The organism is Streptomyces sp. Root1304 (assembly GCF_001426405.1).
In the GTDB taxonomy this organism is placed as follows: Bacteria; Actinomycetota; Actinomycetes; order Streptomycetales; family Streptomycetaceae; genus Streptomyces.
Map to the genome: position 1 here is coordinate 204780 of NZ_LMEP01000005.1, position 18934 is coordinate 223713.

Genomic DNA, 18934 nt, shown 5'->3' on the forward strand with positions numbered 1-18934 from the left:
TGCGGGGCCTGCCTCGTGGCCTACCGAGGGGGCTCCAGGCCGACCAGGGCGGCGATCGTGTCCTGGTGACGGCCCGCCGAACCCAGGGCGATCTGGTCGGACTTGGCCCGCTTCAGCGCCAGGTGCGCCGGATGCTCCCAGGTCATCCCGATCCCGCCGTGCAGCTGTACGCACTCCTCGGCGGCCCGGACGGCCACCTTGGAGCAGTACGCCTGGGCGACGGCCACCAGCAGCGGGGCGTCCGCGCGGCCCGTGGCGAGGGCGTCTGCGGCGGCGCGGGCCGCCGCCCTGGCCCCGACGAGGTCCAGCCAGAGCTGCGCCATGCGGTGCTTGAGCGCCTGGAAGGAGCCGACCGGCCGGTTGAACTGGTGGCGCTCACGGGTGTACCGGACGGTCTCCTCCAGACACCACTCGGCGAGGCCGAGCTGCTCGGAGGCGAGGAGGCCGGCCCCGGCGAGCAGTCCGCGCCGGACCGCCGCCCCGGATGCGTCGGGGTCCGCGAGGCGGGTGCCGCTCCCGGCCCGGGTGGTGACGGTGGCGAGCGGGCGGGTGAGGTCGAGCGGGCTCTGCGGCACGACGGTCGCGGCGTCGGCCGGGACGGCGTACAGGCCGTCGGTGCGCGGCACGAGGAACAGGTCGGCGGCGACGGCGTCGGCGACACCGGGGACGGAGTCGGAGTCGGAGTCGGAGTCGGAGTCGGATCGGGAGTCGGATCCGGAGCCGGTGGGCCCGGGGATCGCGCCCGGCGCCGTCGACAGCGGTACGGCGAGGACCGCGACCGTGCGCCCGCTCGCGAGGTCCGCGAGCAGTCCGGCCGCCTCCTGGCTCTCCTGCGCCAGGGCCAGCAGCGTCTCGGTGGCCACCACGGCGCTCGTCAGATACGGCAGCGGGGCGACCGTTCGGCCCAGCTCCTCCAGGACGACGGCGGCCTCACGGTGGCTCGCGCCCTGGCCGCCGAGCTTCTCGGGTACGAGCAGGCCGGCGGCGCCCATGTCGGCGGCGAGGGACTTCCAGAGGCCGGGGACGTAGGGGTCGTCCGTCTCGATCCGGCCCAGGACGGCCTGGTGCCCGGCCCGGCCCGCGAGCAGGGCGCGGACGGCCGCCCGGAGATCCTCCTCGGTCTCGGAGTGGAGGAGGTCCAGCGGCTGTTCCGTCGGCTCCGGCAAGGCCGTCGGTTCCGTCGATTCCGTCATCGGGTGAGGTCCTTCCAGGCGACGTCCTTGTCGTTGCGGGGCTCCGGCGGCAGGCCGAGGACCCGCTCGGCGACGATGTTGAGCAGCACCTCGCTCGTACCGCCCTCGATCGAGTTGCCCTTGGACCGCAGATAGCGGTAGCCCGCGTCGCGGCCGGTGAAGTCGACGAGTTCGGGGCGGCGCATCTCCCATTCCCCGTACAACAGGCCCTCGTCGCAGAGGAGTTCGACCTCCAGGCCGCTGATGGCCTGGTTGAGGCGGGCGAAGGCCAGTTTCATCGCGCTGCCCTCGGGGCCGGGGCGGCCCGCGACGAGCTGCTGCCGGAGCCGCTCGCCGGACAGCCTGGCCACCTCGGCGTCGACCCACAGGTCGAGGAGGCGCCGGTGCAGGTCGTGGGTGCGCAGCTCGGGACGTTCGCGCCAGGTGGCGGCGGCCTTCCCGATCATGCCGCCCTCGCGGGGGATGCGGGCGCCGCCGATGGAGACCCGCTCGTTCATGAGGGTGGTCTGCGCGACCCGCCAGCCGTCGCCGACCTCGCCGAGGCGGTGGGCGTCGGGGATGCGGACGCCGGTGAGGAAGACCTCGTTGAACTCGGCCTCGCCGGTGATCTGGCGCAGCGGCCGGACCTCCACGCCGGGGTCGGTCATGTCGCAGACGAAGTAGGTGATGCCCCGGTGCTTGGGCGCGTCCGGGTCGGTGCGGGCGATGAGGATGGCCCAGCGGGCGACGTGGGCGCTGGAGGTCCACACCTTCTGTCCGTCGACGATCCAGTCCCCCGCGTCGTCCCGGACGGCCCGGGTGGCGAGCGCGGCGAGGTCGGAGCCCGCCCCGGGCTCGCTGAAGAGCTGGCACCAGACCTCCTCGCCGACCCAGAGCGGCCGGAGGAAGCGCCGCTTGACCTCGTCGGAGCCGTGGGCGAGGACGGTGGGGGCGGCCATGCCGAGGCCGATCCCGATCCTGCGCGGGTCGTTGTCGGGGGCGCCGGCGGCGGCGAGTTCGGCGTCGACGACGGTCTGGAGCGCGCGGGGCGCGTCGAGCCCGCCGAGGCCGACGGGGTAGTGCACCCAGGCGAGTCCGGCGTCGAAGCGGGCGCGCAGGAAGTCGGTGCGGTCGGTCGTGGCGGGCGGGTGCTCGGCCAGCAACGCCCTGGTGAGTGAGCGGAGTTCCTCGGCGCGGGTCATGCGCGGTCCCCTTCCGGGAGGACGACGAGACGGCCGGTGGTGGTGCCGTCGGCGACGCGCTGGACGGCGTCCGCCGCCCCGGCGAAGGGGACGCGCTCGCCGATGAGCGGCTTGATGAGGCCCTTGGCCGCGTACTCGGTCAGGGTCTCGTGACAGCGGGCGATCGAGGCCGGGTCCTTCGCCGCGTAGAGGCCCCAGTGGAGGCCGAGGACCGCGTAGTTCTTCACGAGGGCGTGGTTGAGCGCGGGGGCGGGGACGGTACCGCTGGCGAAGCCGACGATCACGATCCGGCCCTCGAAGGCGACGCACTTCGCGGACTGCTGGTAGGCCTCGCCGCCGACGGGGTCGTAGATCACGTCGGCGCCGCGTCCGCCGGTCGCGGCCTTGACGGCGGCGACGACGTCCTCGGAGCGGCGGTCGATCACCAGGTCGCAGCCGAGGGAGCGGGCGACGGCGGCCTTCTCGGGTCCGCCGACGACGCCGATGACGGTGGCGCCCGCGGCCTTGCCGAGCTGGACGGCGGCGCTGCCGACGCCGCCGGCCGCCGCGTGGACGAGGAGGGTCTCGCCCGCCCGGAGGGCGGCGCGGCGGTGCAGGCCGAACCAGCCGGTCTGGTAGCCGATGTGGAGGGCGGCGGCCTCGGCGTCGTCGAGCGCGTCGGGGGCGGGGAGCAGCCCGGCGGCGTCGGCGAGCACGAGGTCGGCGAAGCCGCCGTGCGGGAGGGCGGCGGTGGTGACGACCCGGCGGCCGTCCTCGGTCTCGGCGCAGACCTCGACGCCGGGGGTGAAGGGCAGCGGGGGGCGGACCTGGTAGTGGCCGCGGCAGAGCAGCGCGTCGGGGAAGTTGACGTTCGCGGCGCGGACCCTGAGGAGGACCTGACCGTCGCCGGGCGTGGGCGGGTCCACCTCCTCGCGGCGCATCACCGCGGCCGGTTCCCCGTTCTCGTACACACGCCATGCCTGCATCCGGAAGCCTCCTCCATACCGAGCGGTCGGTGCATACTAAGCGGTCGCTTGCATCCGGGGGAACGGCTCAGCCGGACTTCTTCGGGCGGGCCCTGACGTGCATCCGCTCCCCCTGCGGCCCGAACAGGCTGAGGAACTCCACCGGCCCGTCGGCCGTCGGGCCGAACCAGTGCGGGACGCGGGTGTCGAACTCGGCCGCCTCCCCCGCGGCGAGGACGACGTCGTGCTCGCCGAGGACCAGCCGGAGCTTCCCGGAGAGCACGTAGAGCCATTCGTAGCCCTCGTGGACGCGCGGGTCCGGTTCGCCCTGCGTCTCCTCCTGGATCACCTTGTACGCCTGGAGGCCGCCGGGCTGCCGGGTCAGCGGGAACATCGTGCGGCCGTGGCGCACGATCGGCTTGGCCTTGACCCTCGGGTCGCCGGTGGCGGGGGCGCCGACGAGTTCGTCGAGCGGGACCTGATGGGCGCGGGCGAGCGGAAGGAGGAGTTCGAGGCTGGGTTTGCGCTGCCCGGACTCCAGGCGGGACAGGGTGCTCACGGAGATGCCGGTGGCGGCGGAGAGTTCGGCGAGGGTGACACCCCGGTCGCGGCGGACGCGGCGGAGCCGGGGGCCGACCTCGTTCAGGACGGCGTCTATGCGGTCGTCTTCGGTCATGCGCCCAGTGTTGCAGAAACGGCAACTTGGCTTGCCGTATCTCCGGGTGCGGGCGACGCTCGCCGTATGAACGCACATCTGGACGACACGTACGACTACGAGGCCCTGGTGATCGGCGGGGGCGCGGCCGGGCTCAGCGCGGCCCTGATCCTGGGCCGGGCGCGGCGCAGGACCCTGGTGGTCGACGCCGGGGAGCCGCGCAACGCGCCCGCCGCGCACATGCAGGGCGTCCTGTCCCGGGACGGCATGAGCCCGGCGGACTTCCTCGCCGCCGGACGGGCCGAGATCGCGGAGTACGGGGTCGGCTTCCGGACCGGTGAGGTGACGGACGCGGCGCCCGACGGGCACGGCGGCTTCACCGTCACCCTGGCGGACGGCGGCACGGTTGCCGCGCGCCGGCTGGTCGTGACCACGGGGCTCGTCGACGAGCTGCCCGCGATCGACGGGCTCGCCGAGCGGTGGGGCCGCGACGTGCTGCACTGCCCCTACTGCCACGGCTGGGAGGTCCGCGACGGGTCCTTCGGGGTCATCGCCCATCCCACGATGGCCGCCCACCAGGCGCTCATGGTCGCGCACTGGTCGAAGGACGTGACCCTGTTCCTGCACACCGCCGCCGAGCCCTCGGAGCACGAGGCGGCCCTCCTCGACGCGGCGGGCGTGCGGATCGAGCGGGGCGAGGTGACGGGGCTCGTGGTGGAGGACGACCGGCTGACCGGGGTGCGGCTGGCCGGCGGCCGGACCGTGGCCCGCTCGGTGGTGTTCGCCGCCGCCTCGCGCTTCGCACCCCGGGACGGGCTGCTGCGGCGGCTCGGCGCGGAGCTGCGCGAGACGCCCTTCGGAGAGTTCGTCGCGGTGGACGAGACGGGCCGCACGAGCGTGCCCGGTGTGTGGGCGGCCGGGAACGTGACCGGCCCGCAGGAGCAGGTGGTCAACGCGGTCAGCCGGGGCTACCGGGCGGGCGCGGCGCTCAACGGCGAGCTGGTCTTCGCCGACCTGGAGGACGCGGTGGCGCGCCGGCGGGCGGACGGGGCCGGTCGGCCGACCGGATGAACGCGCGGGGCTGCGGCTGCGCCGTCCGGGTCGAGCGACGAGGATCGGCCATGGTGGCCGACACGCCGGAGGAACCGTCGGCGGGGCCCCGGCAGTGACGGACGACGGAAGGACGGGACACCTCCCATGCTCGGTACGCAGTTCACCAAGGGTTCGCCCTGCTGGATCGACCTCGGCAGCCCCGACACCGACGCGGCGGCCGCCTTCTACGGCGCCGTCCTCGGCTGGGAGTTCCGCTCGGCGGGGCCCGAGACCGGGGGCTACGGCTTCTTCCAGCAGGACGGCCGTACGGTCGCGGCGCTCGGCCCGCTCACCGAGGAGGGCGCGCACAGCGCCTGGACGGTCTACTTCCGGACCCCGGACGCGGACGCCACCCAGAAGGCGGCCGAGGCGGCGGGCGGCGCCGTGCGGGCGGCGGCCTTCGACGTCATGGAGGCCGGGCGGATGGCCGCCCTCACCGACCCGGGCGGCGCGGAGTTCGCCGTCTGGCAGGCGGGCACCACCCAGGGCCTCGAACGGACCTCGTCGACGAACACCCTGGTCTGGGTGGAACTGCACGTCACCGACCCGGAGGCCGTCCTCGGCTTCTACGGGAGCCTGTTCGGCTGGCGCTGGGCGGAGATGGACGCGCCCGGCATGACGTACCGGGTGGTCTCCACGGCCGAGGGCGACCAGCAGGACACCTCCTTCGGCGGCGCCGCCGAGCTCCAGAGCGACACTCCCCGCTGGATCCCGTACTTCGCGGTGGTGGACGTCGACGCGATGGCGGCCACCGCGCAGGGCAACGGCGGCTCGGTCGTGATGCCGGCGGTCGACATCCCGGGCGTCGGCCGCATCGCCTGGCTGGCCGACCCCTTCGGTGCGCCCTTCGCGGTCCTCAAGCCCGCGCCGGCGGCCTGACCCGGCCGCCGTCGGAGGCGCCCCGGGGCACGGCCGCCGTCGGCGGGCGTACCGGGGCACGGCCGGGTCCGGCCCGGCCGTGCCCGTCAGCGGGCGAAGAGCTCGAAGGTCACCGCGGGCCGGCCGCCGAAGCGGTCGGCGGACCGGCCCGTCGCGGTGGTGAGGAAGGAACGGACGTACTCCTCCGGGTCCTCGTCCGTGAGGGCCTCGATGTAGGCGCGGTGGCAGAGGAGCGAACGGATCGCGCGGTCCAGGCCCCGGCTCGCGTCGACGGCGTGCGTCGGGGTGCTGGAGGCCGCGACCGCCACCCAGCGCACGCCGTTCCAGGGGTCGAGCCCCTGCTCGGTGAGCTCGGGGAAGATCCAGCGGTTTCCGGCGTCGGCCGCCGCGTCGAGCGTGGCACGGCCGACGGCCAGGTGGTCCGGGGTGTTCCAGGGGGCGCCAGGGCCGCCGCCCCAGGTGTCCCGGTGGTTGAGGGTGAGGACGAGCTCCGGGCGGTGGCGGCGGATCGCGGCCGCGATGTCACGGCGCAGCCCGAGCCCGTACTCGATCGTCCCGTCGCGGTGGTCGAGGAACTCGACCGTCTCCACGCCGACGACGGCCGCGCTGTCCCGCTGCTCGCGCTCGCGGAGCGGACCGCAGACGTCCGGGGCGAGGGTGTCGATGCCCGCCTCGCCGCGGGTGGCGAGGACGTACACGACCTCCTTCCCGGCGTCGGTCCACTCGGCGACGGCGGCCGCGCAGCCGTACTCCAGGTCGTCGGGGTGGGCGACGACGGCGAGGGCGCGCTGCCAGTCGGCGGGCATCTCCGCGAGGTCCGTGACATCGGTTCCGGTCATGGCCGCAGGATACGGGCCGCCTCCGACGCGGTCGGGCGGAACGCTCCGGAAAGGATCACCGAACGCGAGACGTTCCGGGGCCGGTCGGGGTTGAGTCCGCGCCGGTCCGCGAGGGCGACCGCGAGCCGCTGGGCGCGGACGAGCGCGGCGACCGGGTCGATCGCGTCGGCGGCGAACAGGGCGCCGGTGGACTCCACTTCGTCCCGCAGCCCGGAGGGGGCGGGGCCGAGGCACCAGACGAGGCTGGACCGGTCGCTGATGCTGATCGGCCCGTGTCGGTACTCCATCGCCGCGTACGACTCCGTCCAGGCGCGGGCGACTTCGCGGAGCTTGAGCGCCGCCTCGTCGGCGAGACCGACGGTCCAGCCGGTGCCGAGGAAGGTGAACTGGCCGCGCCGCTCCCAGGCGGCGGGCAGCCGTTCGTAGAGGACGAGTTCGGCGTCGGTGATGGAGGGCGTCAGGTCCACCCCGAGGCCCGCGCGCAGGAGTTGGAGGGCCGTGGTCGCGAACCGGGTCTGGACGACGGAGCGTTCGTCGGCGAAGCCGAGGTCGATCACCCGGTCGGCGAGCCGGCCGGCCGGGCTTCCGGGCACGCCGGTGAGGACGAGCGTCGGGATGTTCCCGGCCGCCCGGGCCAGCAGGTTCCCGACCTCCGTCGTGGTGCCGGAGCGGGTGAGGGCCACGATCCGGTCGTAGCCGCGGCCGAGCGGCGTGGTGTCGGAGGCCGGGAAGGCGTCGGTCTCGCCCGCGCCGAGGGACTCGCGCAGGGCCGCGTAGGCGCGGGCGATGAAGTACGAGGTGCCGCAGCCGACCACCGCGACGCGCTCGCCGCGGGCCGGGAGCGGTTCGGCGTGACGGTCCGCGATCTCGGCGGCACGGCGCCAGCAGTCGGGCTGGCCGGCGATCTCCGCGCTGACGTGGGTGCTCATGTCGGGTCCTCTCTCGCAGGGCTCCCCCGCGGGGCCCGGACCGAGTTCTACCGGCAGCCGTCGAGAGCACTCCATGAGCAATGTCGGACCATTACTTGGACTTTCGCGCGCCGCCGGTTCCCGGCCGGCCCCCGCAGGAGGCCCGGACGACCAGCCGGGGGCGCAGCTGCACCTGGTGGAGCGGGGCGGCCTCGCCCTCGGCGAGGCGGCGGAGCAGGATCTGCGCGGCGAGCCGGCCCAGCTGGTACTTGGGCGGGGACACGGCCGTCAGCGGGGTCTCCGCGATGTCGGCGAACTCGTTGTCGTAGCTGATCAGGGCGAGGTCCTCGGGGACGCGGACCCCGGCGCGGCGGGCCGCGGCCAGCATCAGCGCGGCCTCCCGGTCGCCGAAGCAGAGGGCGGCGGTGACCCCGGCGGCGCGGAGCGCGGCGAGGGCCCGGCCGGCGCGGTCGGCGTCCCAGCCGGCCATCACGTCCCGCTCGTGGGGCGGTGCCTCGGGCAGTCCGAGGTCGTGGAGGGCGCGGGCGAATCCGGACTCGATGGGGGCGGTGGTGGGCGCGTCGGTACGGGTGACCAGGCCGAGCCGCCGGTGGCCGAGGGCGTGGAGGTGGCGGACCGCGTCGTAGGCGCCGCCCTCGTGGTCGGTGCAGACGTGCTCGGTGGGGTCGCCGGGGCCGTGGGCGGCCAGGCGGCGTTCGACGAGGACGGCGGGGACCGGGAGGGCGAGGAGTTCCTCGGCGCGCCGTCCGGGGTCGGTGGCGGTGTGCAGGCCGGGGACGAGGAGGAGGCCGTGGACGCCGGCGGAGAGGAGGCGTTCGACGGCGGCGTCCTCCTCGTCGGGGTCGTAGTGGGAGCAGGCGAGGACGAGCCGGGCGCCGGCGGAGGCGAGTTCCTTCTCGATGCCCTGGAGCACCCGGGGGTAGTAGAAGGTCGTGTCGGGGACGAGGACGCCGACGATCCGCCGCCCCGCGCCGTCCCGCTCGGGGCGGTGGGCGGCGAACGTGCCGGCGCCCTGGCGGCGTTCGACGAGGCCGAGGGCGACGAGGTCCTCGTAGGCGCGGCGGACGGTGGTGACCGACAGGCCGGTCTCGGTGGCGAGGGCGCGCTCGGTGGGGAGCTTGCTGCCGGGCGGCCAGGTGCCGTCGATGATGCCGCGCCGCAGCTCGGCCATGAGGGCCCGGAACTTCAGCTCCCGGCCCGATGCCGGTGTCTCGCGTCCCGTCATCCGGGCCCCCTCGTGTTCCGTCCGTGCTCGTGCCGCCCGGACGCCCGCTGCATCCTATGCGGGGGCGTCCGGGGTGCTCAGAGCTCGCCCCGGGAGAGGGCCAGCAGCCGGTCGAGTACGCGGGGGCCGCCCGCCCGCACCCCGTCGTGCTCGAACTCGTCGGTCACCCAGGTCCGCAGGCCGCGGATCGCGCGCGCGGTCTCCAGGGAGTGGGCGGTGTCCACGTACATGTCGTCGTGGTAGACGGCGGCGGCGACCGGGACCCGGTTGGCGGCGAGGCGCTCGGAGTCGTAGAGCGGCGCCCAGTCGGTGCGCGCGGCAAGGATCTCGGCGGTGTCGCGGAGGGGGCGCAGGGCGGGGTCGGCGGTGAAGTGCCAGGGGTGGACGGTCTCGCCGGTGAAGAGGAACGGCCGGCCCTCGGCGAGCGCGGCGCGGGCGTCGAACTCGGGGTGCTCGGCGCGGATCCGCTCGGCGGCCCAGTCGGTGGGGCCCCCGCCCTGGGCGTAGATGGCCTCGTGGAGCACGGCGTAGAGCGGGTGGCCGGCGTACGACAGCTGGGCCTGGACCTGCTCCAGGAAGGCGTCGGAGAGCTCGGGCCCGGCGGGGGTGGGGACGAACGCTCCTTCCAGGAGCAGATGGAGCTGGTGGGTGCCCTCGCCGGAGCCGAGGAGGATGCCGAGGGACTGGAAGGCCTCGGGGGTGAGGTGTCCGCCGCCGGGCAGGGTCACCTCGTGGGCGAGGAGGTGGGCGGCGATGGCGCGGGCCCGTTCGGCGTCCTGCGGGTAGCGGGCGAAGTGGGCCTCGTTCTTGCGCCGGATGCGGGGGAAGGCGGCGCGGTAGACCTCGTCGGCGGTGGCGTCGAGGGAGGGCAGGCCGCCGGTGACGAGGACGCGCTCCAGGCCCTCGGGGGCCGTGGAGAGGTAGTGGGTGGCGCAGAAGCCGCCGAAGCTCTGGCCGAGCACGGTCCAGGGGGCGCCGCCGGTGAGCCGGCGCCGGATGAGTTCGCAGTCCCGGACGATCGAGTCGGCGCGGAAGTGGGCCAGGTAGTCGGCCTGCTCGGCCGGGGTGCCGCGCAGGGGCAGGGTCTGCCGGTTGGCGGGGGTGGAGCGGCCGGTGCCGCGCTGGTCGAGGAGGAGGACGCGGAACTCCTTGACGGCCCGGCCGAGCCAGGCCTGCGGGCCGATGAAGCGGCGGGCGCCGAAGCCGGGGCCGCCCTCCAGGTAGACCAGCCAGGGCAGGCGGTCGCGGTCCGCTCCGGCGTGCCCGCTCGCCACGACCTCTCGGCCGAAGACCTCGATGCGCTCGCCCTCGGGGCGGGCGTGGTCGAGGGGGACGGGGAAGCGGTGGTCGGTGAGGACGAGTCCCGGCTGCCGGTAGGTGGTCACGGTGTTCCTGCTCCTGTTCGGTACGCCCCCGCGAGGACAGTGGATCACACGGCGGGGGCGTACCGGAGGCGGGGCGCCTCGGAGGCCGGGAGTGTCAGCCGGCGTACCCGGGCGTCAGGAGGTGGGGAAGTCGTCCGCCGTCCTGACCCGGTCCCGGATCCACACGCCCGCGGGCTTCAGCGAGGCGGTGCCGGTCCAGGGGCCGCCGGAGTCGCAGGTGCCGGTCTTGAAGACGGCGCCGGTGCGCTCGTCGTCGGAGAAGTTCCAGTTGACCCAGCTGATCTTCTTGGCGGCCATCAGGTCGAGGAACTTCTGCGACATCGCGAAGTCGTTGCTGCCCTCGCCCGCGTAGTTCTGGGTGCCGAACTCGGTGACGAACACGGGCAGCTTGGCAGCGGCGCGGGACAGGGTGTCCAGGTACTCCTCCCGGTGGGAGTACGCGTAGAAGTGGAAGGTGTACATGATGTTGGTCGCGTTCACGGGGCTGGACACGACCTCGGACTCGTTCGCGCCGTCGGAGACGCCGAACGAGGACCACGCGCGCGTGCCGACGAGGATCGGGGTGTCGGCGTCCTTGGCGCGGATGACCGGGATGAGCTTCTCGGCGTAGCTCTTGATCCGGGACCAGGAGACGCCGCTGGGCTCGTTGGCGATCTCGTAGAGCAGGTTGGTCTTGGCTCCGTGGCGCTGGGCGATCTCGGTGAAGAAGGTCTTGGCGCGGGAGAGGTTGTAGTGCGGGTCGCCCGGGTCGAGCATGTGCCAGTCGACGATCACGTACATGCCGCGCGCGGTGGCCTGCTCGATGAGGGAGTGCACGAGGTCGGTGTACTTGCGGGGGTCGGTCTCGTAGCCGTCCTCCTGGACGTACGTGGAGACGCGCAGGACGTCGGCGTTCCAGTCCTTGGCGAGGGCGTCGAGCGAGCCGCCGGTCAGGCACTGGCTGTACCACTGGGTGCCGTGGCTGGACATGCCCCGGAGCTGGATCGGCTTGCCGTACTGGTTGCAGAGCTTGGTGCCGCAGACCTTGAGCTGTCCGTTGATCGAGGCGGGGGTGGCGGCGGCGGGGCCCTTGGCGGCGGCCGGCTTCGCCGTCCGCGGGGCGACGGGCGCGGCGCCGGCGGTGGTCGGGGCGGTGGCGAGGCCGAGGAGCAGGGCTCCGAGGGCGGTTCCCGCGACGCCGAGGCGGCGGGTGCCGGGCCGGAGCCGGGAACGGTGGGGGCGGGGTCGTGCGGATCGTGCCGAAGTCATGGGGGTCTCCCGGTACGACGAACGAGAAGTGGGGGATGGGGGATCGGGCTCAGAGAGTCCGACTGGAAGGAAACTTTCCTAACGGATGAATAGCAGGTCGGCCTGCACCTCGCAAGGGTCAGGACAGGAGACGCTGTTCAGCGGGCTGACCGTGCAGGTCATTCGGGGGATCGGGTCGGTCGGTCCGATGGGGCGGTCGGTCGGGCCGGTCGGTCAGTCGGGGCGGTCCGTCAGGAGGCCCTTGTCCACGAGGTAGTCGCGCGCCACGTCCTGCGGCAGACGCCGCCAGCTGTCCACCCGTTCGTTGAGGTGCGCGAGGTCCTCCGTGGTCAGGACGGTGTTGAGCCGGCCGAGCGCCCCGGTGACGCCCTCGCCGCCGGCGCGGGCCCGGTTGACCACCGGGACGATGTGGTCGGCGTTCTGCAGGTTCTTGTCGTCGGCGAGCAGGACGAGCCCGAACGCGTCGAGCGTCGCGTCGGTGGTCGTGGTCAGCACCAGCTGGTCCTGGCCGTTCTGGACGGCCTGCTTGGCCGGGGTGGTGCCGACGCCCTTCGGATCGACGGCCGTCACGTCGATCCCGTAGACCTCCTTCAGACCGGGGGCGCAGTACGGCCTGCTGACGCACTCGTCACCCGCCGCGAGCCGTACGGGCAGCCCGGTGGCGCCGAGGTCGCTGAGGGTCTTCAGCCCGTGCTCGGCGGCGAAGGCGGCGGTCACGGCGAAGGCGTTCTGGTCGACGGCCCCGCCCGGGTCGAGGACGGCCAGCCCGCGCGGGGCGGCGAGCGCGCGGAGGGCGCTCATGGTGGCGGCCCGGTCCGGTGAGCCGACGGTCGGCGCGTCCGGCCCGTTGGCCTTGGCGTTCAGCCAGTCGGCGAAGGTCGCCGCGTACTCCGGAACGACGTCGATCTGGCCGCGCTCCAGGGCCGGCTCGTACAGCTCGCGGTTGGTGACGGAGAGGACCTTCGTGCCGTATCCGGCGTCCTGGAGCAGCAGGGCGTACATCTGCGCGAGCAGGTCGCTCTCGGTGAACCCGGCCGAGCCCACGGTCAGCCGACGGCTGTCGCCGGGCGGGGCGGTGACCTCCCCCTGGTCCTCCAGGGAGGGGCCGGTGCCGCAGCCGGCGCAGGCCGCGAGGAGGAGGACGACGGCGGCGACGAGCGGGCGCGCACGGGGGCCGGCCGGCCCGGTCACGGGCCGCTCCCCCGCACCCCGGCGGGCGCCAGCCGCTGGACGCCCTCGAAGACGGCCTCCACCAGCAGGGCGAGGGCCGCGACGAGACACGCGCCCGCGACGACCTGCGGGGTCGAGGCGAGGTTGAACCCGGCGGTGATGATCCGGCCGAGCCCGCCGCCTCCCGCGAGGGCCGCGACAGTCGCGGTGGCGACCAGTTGGACGGCGGCGATCCGTACGCCGGTGAGGACCAGCGGCAGCGCGAGCGGGAGTTCGACCCGGGCGAGGGTCTGGCCGCCCGTCATGCCCATGCCCCGGGCGGCCCGTACGACATCGGCGTCGACGCCCCGCATCCCCACGTACGCGTTGGTGAGCAGCGGGGGCACCGCGAACAGGACGAGGGCGATGATCGTCGGCCAGGAGCCGTACGAGCCGATCGGGCTGAGGAGCAGCAGGACGAGGACGGCGAAGGTGGGCACGGCGCGGCCCATGTTGGAGAGGTTCACGGCGAGCGCGCCGCCCTTGCCGAGGTGGCCGAGGACGAGCGCCACGGGCAGGGCGACGGCGCAGCTGAGGGCGAGGCAGACGACGGTGAGGAACAGGTGCTCGGCGAGCCGGTGCCAGACGCCGTTCTCGCCGGACCAGTTGGCGGAGGTGGTGAGCCAGGACCAGGTGTCGGCGAGGGTGGTCACGCGCCCTGCCCACGGGTCCAGGGGGTCAGCAGCCGCTGTACGCCGAGGAGGAGCAGGTCGGCGGCGACGGCGATGAGTACGCAGAGGGCCGAGGCGGTGAGGACCTGGGCCTTGAAGTAGGTGTTCATCCCGGAGTAGATGAGGTTGCCGAGGCCGCCGTGGCCGACGATCGCGCCGATGGTGACGAGCGAGACGGCGGAGACGGTGGCGATCCGGAGCCCCGCCATCGCGGCGGGCAGGGCGAGCGGCAGTTCGACGGTGAGCAGCAGTCGGACCGGCCCGTATCCGAGGCCCCGCGCGGCCTGCCGGGTCTCCTCGGGGACGGCGCGGAGCCCGGCGAGGATGTTCCGCACGAGCAGCGTCAGCGAGTACAGGACGAGTCCGGCCACGACCAGGGCGGCCGAGAGCCCGTACAGGGGCAGGAGCAGCGAGAACATCGCGAGCGCGGGGATCGTGTAGAGCAGGGTGGTGATCCCGAGGACGGGGCCGGCCGCCCAGCGCCAGCGGCGGGCCGCGACCGCGAGGGGCAGGGCGAGCAGCAGCCCGAGCGCCACGGACACGAAGGTCAGCTGGAGGTGCTGGACGACGGCGTCGGCCAGGACCTCGCGGCGGGTGGAGAGGTAGTCGCCGCAGATCCACTCGTTGCGGGCGAGGCAGTCGTCGGGCGGCGCGGTCACCCTCCCATTCGAGGCGGTGCGGGGTGGCCGCGCACCCGGGCCGGGCCGTTCGGGTCCGTCAGCGGCGGTCCTGGAGGACCGACAGGACGTTGCCCGCCGGGTCGGTGAACCAGGCGATGGCCGGTCCGCCCTCGGCCCGCACGACGCCCTTCTCGTCGGCCTCGAAGCCGGGGTAGCGCTCCAGGGTCACTCCGCGCCCGGTCAGCTCGTCGACGGCCCGGTCGATGTCGTCGACGGAGAAGTTGAGGATGGTGAAACTCGCGGGCGTGTGGTCGTCCTTGGGGTAGACGAAGATCTTGGCCCCGCCGGCCAGGGTCAGGGAGAGCATCCGCATCTCCCCCTCGCCCTGCTCGTCGACGGTCAGCCCGAGGGTCTCCCCGTAGAAGCGCCTGGCGGCGTCGAGGTCGTCGACCGAGAAGCCGCTGAACGCAGTGGTCTCGCCGAACATGACGTGCTCCCTTCCGGGGCCCTCCGACGAGGTCCCCTTCCAGGATCCACCGGTGGACGGCCGAGCGCCGCCCGCGGAGCGGTCAGGGGGCGATCGGCAGCTGTCGCTTGTGCTCGGTGAGCCCGTAGCGGCGGACGATCGTGGCGAAGGCGGCCTCCGCGACCGGCTTCCCCTCCAGGAAGTCGTCGATGTCGTCGTAGGTGACACCGAGCGCGTCCTCGTCGGGCTTGCCCGGGTCCAGGGTCTCCAGGTCGGCGGTGGGGGTCTTCCACACCAGCCCGGCCGGGGCGCCCAGCTCGGCGGCGACGGCGCGGACGCGCCGCTTGGTGAGTCCGGTGAGCGGGACGACGTCGGCGGCGCCGTCGCCGAACTTGGTGAAGAAGCCGGAGACGGCCTCGGCGGCGTGGTCGGTGCCGACGACGAGTCCGTCGCGGGCGCCGGCGACCGCGTACTGGGCGATCATCCGCTGGCGGGCCTTGATGTTGCCCTGCACGAAGTCCTGGTGGTGGGCGTCCCTGAAGGTCACGCCACCGGTGACGCAGGCGTCCAGGGCCGCGTCGCTCGCCGCCTTCACGTCCACCGTGAGGACCTCGTCGGCGCGGATGAAGTCGAGGGCGGTCCTGGCGTCCTTCTCGTCGGCCTGGACGCCGTACGGCAGGCGCATCGCGTAGAAGGTGGCGTCGTGGCCGGCGGCGCGGGCCCGCTCGACGGCGAGCTGGCAGAGCCGCCCGGCGGTCGTGGAGTCGACGCCGCCGCTGATGCCGAGGACGAGGGAGCGCAGCCCGGTGGAGGTGAGCCGCTCGGTGAGGAAGGCCACCCGGCGCTCGATCTCCGCCGCCGGGTCGAAGGACTCGGACACCTGGAGGTCCCGGGCGATCTGCTGCTGGAGGGCGGTGGACGCCGGGTCGGTCACGGGGGTCTCCTCGTCGGGGGTCGGTGGGGCTGCCGTGCGGTGGGCGGGGCTGCCGGGGTCGACTCTACGCACCGGGGCGGCGGGCCGTCGCCCTGCCCTGTCCCTCCGGGTCGGCACCTGCCCGCCTCCTGCCCCGCTGGTCAGCGGGGCAGGAGGCGGGCAGGTCGCCGCCGTCCCTCAGGCGGCCGTCGGCTCCGGGACGCAGAGGACCTCGACCCGCTGGACGAGGTTGTTGGCGAAGCCGCCGCGGTTCCAGGGTGCCACCAGCGGCTGGATGTGCCCCGCCGCGTCGGTGGCCCGCACGGTCAGGTGCCGCAGGCCCGGTGTCGCCGTCCAACGGGCACGCCAGGCCGACCACGCCCAGGGGTGCGCCGGGTCCCGGACGATCTCGGCCTCCGTCCAGGCCGCCCCGCCGTCCTCGCTGACCTCGACGCGGGCCACCGGCCCGTACCCCGACCAGGCCCGTCCGGTGAGCGTGAGCGGTCCGGGGCGCACGACGCGGGTCCGGGACATGAAGTCCGGGAACCCGGGCGGCACCATCAGGGCCCGGGGCGCGATGAGGGTGACGGGCTCCCCCGGTTCGGCGGCGGCCTGCCGGACCCGGTAGGCCACGCTCTGCTGGAAGCCGGTGAACGGGGTGGCGGTGAGGGTGATGTCGTGGAGCCACTTCACGTGGGCCATGCCGTACCAGCCGGGGACGACGAGCCGGAGCGGGCTGCCGTGCTGCGGGGGCAGCGGCGCCCCGTTCATCGCGTACGCCACGAGGACGTCCCGGGCCGGGTCGGCCGCGGTCGCCAGCGGGAGGCCGCGCCGGTAGTCCTGCTCGACGCCCCGCTCCACACCGTGGTCGGCGCCGGTGAAGACCGCCTCGACGGCGTCCTCGGCGGGCCCGGCGTCCGCGAGGAGGGCCGCGAGGGGGACCCCGGTCCAGTCGGCGGTGCCGACGGCCTCGACCAGCCAGGGCTGGCTCACCGGGCGCGGTGCGAGGAGCGCCCGGCCGTTCCCGGCGCACTCCAGGGTCACCCGGCGGGTGACGGCGGGCCGGGCGCGGAGGGCGTCCATGTCCAGGGTGAGCGGGCGCAGTACCCGGCCGCCGACGGTGAGCCGCCAGCCGTCGGGGTTCGTGTCCGGGATGTCGTAGTGGACGAGGACGTAGTGGAGTCCGGGCGGGGTGACGTCGTACCGCATGGCTTCCAGCGGAAGGCCGTGGTTGCGTGCCGCGAGGCCCAGTTCCTGGGCGCTGAGGCCCTCCTCGGGCCCCGCCAGGCGCGCCGGTGCGCTGATGTCGCTCAGACCACGCGGTGATCCGTCCATGCCCTCATGGTGCGCCGTGCCCCGGGGCCCGGCACTTCGGGTTCAGGTCTGGCGGGGGCCGCGCAGGGCCCGGTCGAGGCCGTCCTGCGGGAGGCCGGTGAGGGCCCGGAGGAAGATCTCCTCGTAGGCGGGCCCGCCGATCGTCGCGCGGGCCGTGTCCGTGTACTTCTCGTGCAGCGCCCGCAGCCCCGGCAGACCGCGCCGGGGCTGCCCGGTGGAGCGCCAGTACGCCTCGCCGGTGCCGGAGACGTCGGCGGCGCGCTCGCCGTCGCCGGCGGCCGCGAGGGCCGTGGCGAGGACGTCGAGCCCGAGGGCGACGCCGAGGCTCGCGCCGAGCCGGCGGGTGCCTTCGAGCATGGCGCGCGCGTGGCCCGCGGCGGATGCCGGGTCGCCTTCCAGGAGGCCGGTGAGGGCGAGGTGGTACTCCAGGGCGGTCCTGGTCCAGTGCTCGTCGAGTTCCACGCACAGGGCGTGCAGGGCGAGCGCCTCCTCGCGGGCCCGGGCGAACCGGCCGAGGCCGATGAGCGCGAAGACGTGGACGAGTCGGCAGCGGAGCCGGGCGGCGGACTCGGCGGGGCCGCCCCGGGCGGCGTCGAGGACGTGGCCGACGACGACGTAGGCGGCCGTCGGGCGGCCGGTGGTCAGGGCGAGGAGCCCGGCGAGGGCGGCGGCGTCGAGCGTCAGCTCACCGGGGCGGTCGTCGGCGGGCCGGTGGGCCCGCCCGGCGTCCGGGGCGCGTGCGGTGTACTCCGCGTACCTGGCCTCCCGGGCGCACCGCTCGCTGACCTCCTGGGCGGGACCCGACTCGCCCTGGAGTACGAGGGTGACGCCGAGCGCCCACAGGGCGCGGGCCCGGGCGCGGCCGCGGGCTTCGCTGAGGAGGAGGGCCTGTTCGAGGCCGTCGCGGGCCTCGCGGAGGCGGCCTCGGCAGGACCAGGCGAAGGCGACGGAGCCGACGAGGTCGAGGGCCGCGTCGGGGTCGGTGCGCAGCAGCCGGTCCAGGGCGGTGCGCAGGTCGGTGTGGTGGGTGTCGACGGTCCGGTACCAGCGGAGCTGGCGGGCGCCGTGCCACTCGGTGTCCGCGCGGCGGGCCAGGCCCCGGAAGTGGGTGGCGTGCCGGTCGGCGACGGCCGCGGTGCCGCCGGTGCGGTCCAGCCAGGTCGCCCCGTACGCGCGGATCGTGTCGAGCATCCGGTGCCGTCCCGCGGCGTCCGGGGGGCGGACCACGGAGGCGCGGACGAGTCCGGCGAGGGCGTCCGGCAGGGTCTCCCGGTCCAGGGGGCCGCCGGTGCACACGGCGGTCGCGGTGGCGAGGTCGAAGGGGCCGCGGAAGACGGAGAGCCGGGCCCAGAGGAGGCGTTCGAGGGGGGCGCTGAGTTCGTGACTCCAGCCGATGGCGGCGCGCAGCGTCTGGTGGCGGCTCGGCCAGACCCGCTCGGGGTGGGCGAGCAGGTCGAAGCGGGCGGAGGGCGGGGCGTCGAAGCGGGTGCCGAGCTGGTCGCGGACGGCGTCGACGCCCTGGAGGCGGATCTGCGCGGCGGCCAGTTCCAGGGCGAGCGGGATGCCCTCCAGGCGTACGCAGATCTCACCGGCCGGCCCGGCCGCGGGGAAGTCCTCGCCCGCGGCCCGGCGGAGCAGCTCCAGGGCGTCGCCTCCGGCGGCCGGGAGCGGGTCGAGGGCGACGGCCAGCTCGCCGGGGAGGCCGAGGGGGCGGCGGCCGGTGGCGAGGACGGTGAGTCCGGGAGCGGCGGCGAGGAGTTCGGCGACGAGCCGGGCGCAGGGTTCGGCGAGGTGCTCGCAGGAGTCGAGGACGAGCAGCAGCCGGGCGTCGGCGAGCCGGTGGCAGAGGCCGGTGGTGGCCATGCCGGGGGTGTGGTCGGAGAGGTCGACGGAGTCGGCGACGAGGGCGACGAGGAGCCGGTCGCCGTCGAGCGGGGAGAGATCGGTCCACCAGGCGCCGTCGGGATACCCCTCGGCGGCGCGGTGCGCGGCGCGCAGGGCCAGCCGGGTCTTGCCCACTCCCCCGACGCCGGTCACGGTGACGAGACGGTGCTCCGCCAACGCGGCGGAGACACGGTCCAGTTCCGTGCGGCGTCCCACGAATCCGGGGTTCTCGTCCGGAAGATGTCCACGCACGGAGGCAGTCTCCC

The 18934-nt window shown here is 74.8% G+C and carries 18 protein-coding genes; 2 read left to right on the plus strand and 16 right to left on the minus strand.

Going from position 1 to position 18934, the window contains the following annotated elements:
* Nucleotides 1-20: 20 nt before the first annotated feature.
* The 4 genes from ASD33_RS09785 to ASD33_RS09800 all read right to left on the minus strand — a co-directional run bounded on the left by ASD33_RS09785 (nt 21) and on the right by ASD33_RS09800 (nt 3994).
* Nucleotides 21-1193 (minus strand): acyl-CoA dehydrogenase family protein, encoded by a 1173-nt coding sequence (locus tag ASD33_RS09785; protein WP_056556651.1) that lies wholly within the window; start codon nt 1191-1193, stop codon nt 21-23.
* Nucleotides 1190-2374, minus strand: coding sequence for an acyl-CoA dehydrogenase family protein (locus ASD33_RS09790; protein ID WP_056556654.1), 1185 nt, complete (start codon nt 2372-2374; stop codon nt 1190-1192). The genes ASD33_RS09785 and ASD33_RS09790 overlap by 4 nt, the downstream gene beginning before the upstream one ends.
* Nucleotides 2371-3339, minus strand: coding sequence for an NADPH:quinone oxidoreductase family protein (locus ASD33_RS09795; protein ID WP_056556657.1), 969 nt, complete (start codon nt 3337-3339; stop codon nt 2371-2373). Before ASD33_RS09795 ends, ASD33_RS09790 begins: the two co-directional genes overlap by 4 nt.
* A 67-nt stretch (nt 3340-3406) precedes the next feature.
* Nucleotides 3407-3994, minus strand: coding sequence for an XRE family transcriptional regulator (locus ASD33_RS09800; RefSeq protein ID WP_056556660.1), 588 nt, complete (start codon nt 3992-3994; stop codon nt 3407-3409).
* Between the two features lie 66 nt (nt 3995-4060).
* Here ASD33_RS09800 and ASD33_RS09805 point away from each other — a divergent pair, with 66 nt between their 5' ends.
* The gene (locus ASD33_RS09805) at nt 4061-5044 is read left to right on the plus strand and encodes an NAD(P)/FAD-dependent oxidoreductase (RefSeq protein WP_056556663.1); all 984 of its coding nucleotides are present in this window, start codon (nt 4061-4063) and stop codon (nt 5042-5044) included.
* Nucleotides 5045-5170: 126 nt separating this feature from the next.
* Entirely contained in the window at nt 5171-5944 is a 774-nt protein-coding gene (locus ASD33_RS09810) for a VOC family protein (protein WP_056556665.1), read from the plus strand.
* 86 nt (nt 5945-6030) lie between these two features.
* On the opposite strand, the gene ASD33_RS09815 is transcribed toward ASD33_RS09810, so the two are convergent.
* The 12 genes from ASD33_RS09815 to ASD33_RS36760 form a co-directional block, all read right to left on the minus strand.
* A complete protein-coding gene (locus tag ASD33_RS09815) occupies nt 6031-6783 on the minus strand; it encodes a PIG-L deacetylase family protein (RefSeq protein ID WP_056556668.1) in 753 nt (250 codons plus the stop codon).
* Nucleotides 6780-7712, minus strand: a complete 933-nt coding sequence (locus ASD33_RS09820; RefSeq protein WP_056556671.1) for an SIS domain-containing protein — start codon at nt 7710-7712, stop codon at nt 6780-6782. Before ASD33_RS09820 ends, ASD33_RS09815 begins: the two co-directional genes overlap by 4 nt.
* Before the next feature lie 91 nt (nt 7713-7803).
* Nucleotides 7804-8937, minus strand: a complete 1134-nt coding sequence (locus ASD33_RS09825) for a substrate-binding domain-containing protein (protein ID WP_056556674.1) — start codon at nt 8935-8937, stop codon at nt 7804-7806.
* Between the two features lie 77 nt (nt 8938-9014).
* Nucleotides 9015-10322: an alpha/beta fold hydrolase gene (locus ASD33_RS09830; RefSeq protein ID WP_056556677.1), complete on the minus strand. Its 1308-nt coding sequence runs from the start codon at nt 10320-10322 to the stop codon at nt 9015-9017.
* Nucleotides 10323-10436: 114 nt separating this feature from the next.
* Nucleotides 10437-11570, minus strand: a complete 1134-nt coding sequence (locus tag ASD33_RS09835; RefSeq protein WP_079044680.1) for a glycoside hydrolase family 5 protein — start codon at nt 11568-11570, stop codon at nt 10437-10439.
* Nucleotides 11571-11783: 213 nt separating this feature from the next.
* Nucleotides 11784-12761: an ABC transporter substrate-binding protein gene (locus ASD33_RS09840; RefSeq protein WP_056556680.1), complete on the minus strand. Its 978-nt coding sequence runs from the start codon at nt 12759-12761 to the stop codon at nt 11784-11786.
* Entirely contained in the window at nt 12758-13432 is a 675-nt protein-coding gene (locus ASD33_RS09845; RefSeq protein WP_056556683.1) for an ABC transporter permease subunit, read from the minus strand. Before ASD33_RS09845 ends, ASD33_RS09840 begins: the two co-directional genes overlap by 4 nt.
* A complete protein-coding gene (locus ASD33_RS09850; protein WP_056556685.1) occupies nt 13429-14109 on the minus strand; it encodes an ABC transporter permease in 681 nt (226 codons plus the stop codon). Before ASD33_RS09850 ends, ASD33_RS09845 begins: the two co-directional genes overlap by 4 nt.
* Before the next feature lie 58 nt (nt 14110-14167).
* Nucleotides 14168-14557 carry a VOC family protein gene (locus ASD33_RS09855; protein ID WP_056556689.1) on the minus strand — a complete coding sequence of 130 codons (390 nt, stop codon included), beginning with the start codon at nt 14555-14557 and terminating at the stop codon, nt 14168-14170.
* 82 nt (nt 14558-14639) lie between these two features.
* Complete coding sequence (nadE, locus tag ASD33_RS09860; RefSeq protein WP_056556692.1) at nt 14640-15470, minus strand: ammonia-dependent NAD(+) synthetase; 831 nt, start codon at nt 15468-15470, stop codon at nt 14640-14642.
* A 177-nt stretch (nt 15471-15647) separates the two neighbouring features.
* A complete protein-coding gene (locus tag ASD33_RS09865; RefSeq protein WP_056556695.1) occupies nt 15648-16784 on the minus strand; it encodes a sulfite oxidase in 1137 nt (378 codons plus the stop codon).
* Nucleotides 16785-16826: 42 nt separating this feature from the next.
* Nucleotides 16827-18920 carry a hypothetical protein gene (locus tag ASD33_RS36760; protein ID WP_056556698.1) on the minus strand — a complete coding sequence of 698 codons (2094 nt, stop codon included), beginning with the start codon at nt 18918-18920 and terminating at the stop codon, nt 16827-16829.
* Between the last annotated feature and the right edge of the window lie 14 nt (nt 18921-18934).

Coding starts and splice junctions, on each gene's coding strand:
- ASD33_RS09785 (WP_056556651.1), bottom strand. CDS start 1,193: ATGACGGAATCGACGGAACCGACGGCCTTGCCGGAGCCGACGGAACAG.
- ASD33_RS09790 (WP_056556654.1), bottom strand. CDS start 2,374: ATGACCCGCGCCGAGGAACTCCGCTCACTCACCAGGGCGTTGCTGGCC.
- ASD33_RS09795 (WP_056556657.1), bottom strand. CDS start 3,339: ATGCAGGCATGGCGTGTGTACGAGAACGGGGAACCGGCCGCGGTGATG.
- ASD33_RS09800 (WP_056556660.1), bottom strand. CDS start 3,994: ATGACCGAAGACGACCGCATAGACGCCGTCCTGAACGAGGTCGGCCCC.
- ASD33_RS09805 (WP_056556663.1), top strand. CDS start 4,061: ATGAACGCACATCTGGACGACACGTACGACTACGAGGCCCTGGTGATC.
- ASD33_RS09810 (WP_056556665.1), top strand. CDS start 5,171: ATGCTCGGTACGCAGTTCACCAAGGGTTCGCCCTGCTGGATCGACCTC.
- ASD33_RS09815 (WP_056556668.1), bottom strand. CDS start 6,783: ATGACCGGAACCGATGTCACGGACCTCGCGGAGATGCCCGCCGACTGG.
- ASD33_RS09820 (WP_056556671.1), bottom strand. CDS start 7,712: ATGAGCACCCACGTCAGCGCGGAGATCGCCGGCCAGCCCGACTGCTGG.
- ASD33_RS09825 (WP_056556674.1), bottom strand. CDS start 8,937: ATGACGGGACGCGAGACACCGGCATCGGGCCGGGAGCTGAAGTTCCGG.
- ASD33_RS09835 (WP_079044680.1), bottom strand. CDS start 11,570: ATGACTTCGGCACGATCCGCACGACCCCGCCCCCACCGTTCCCGGCTC.
- ASD33_RS09855 (WP_056556689.1), bottom strand. CDS start 14,557: ATGTTCGGCGAGACCACTGCGTTCAGCGGCTTCTCGGTCGACGACCTC.
- ASD33_RS09865 (WP_056556695.1), bottom strand. CDS start 16,784: ATGGACGGATCACCGCGTGGTCTGAGCGACATCAGCGCACCGGCGCGC.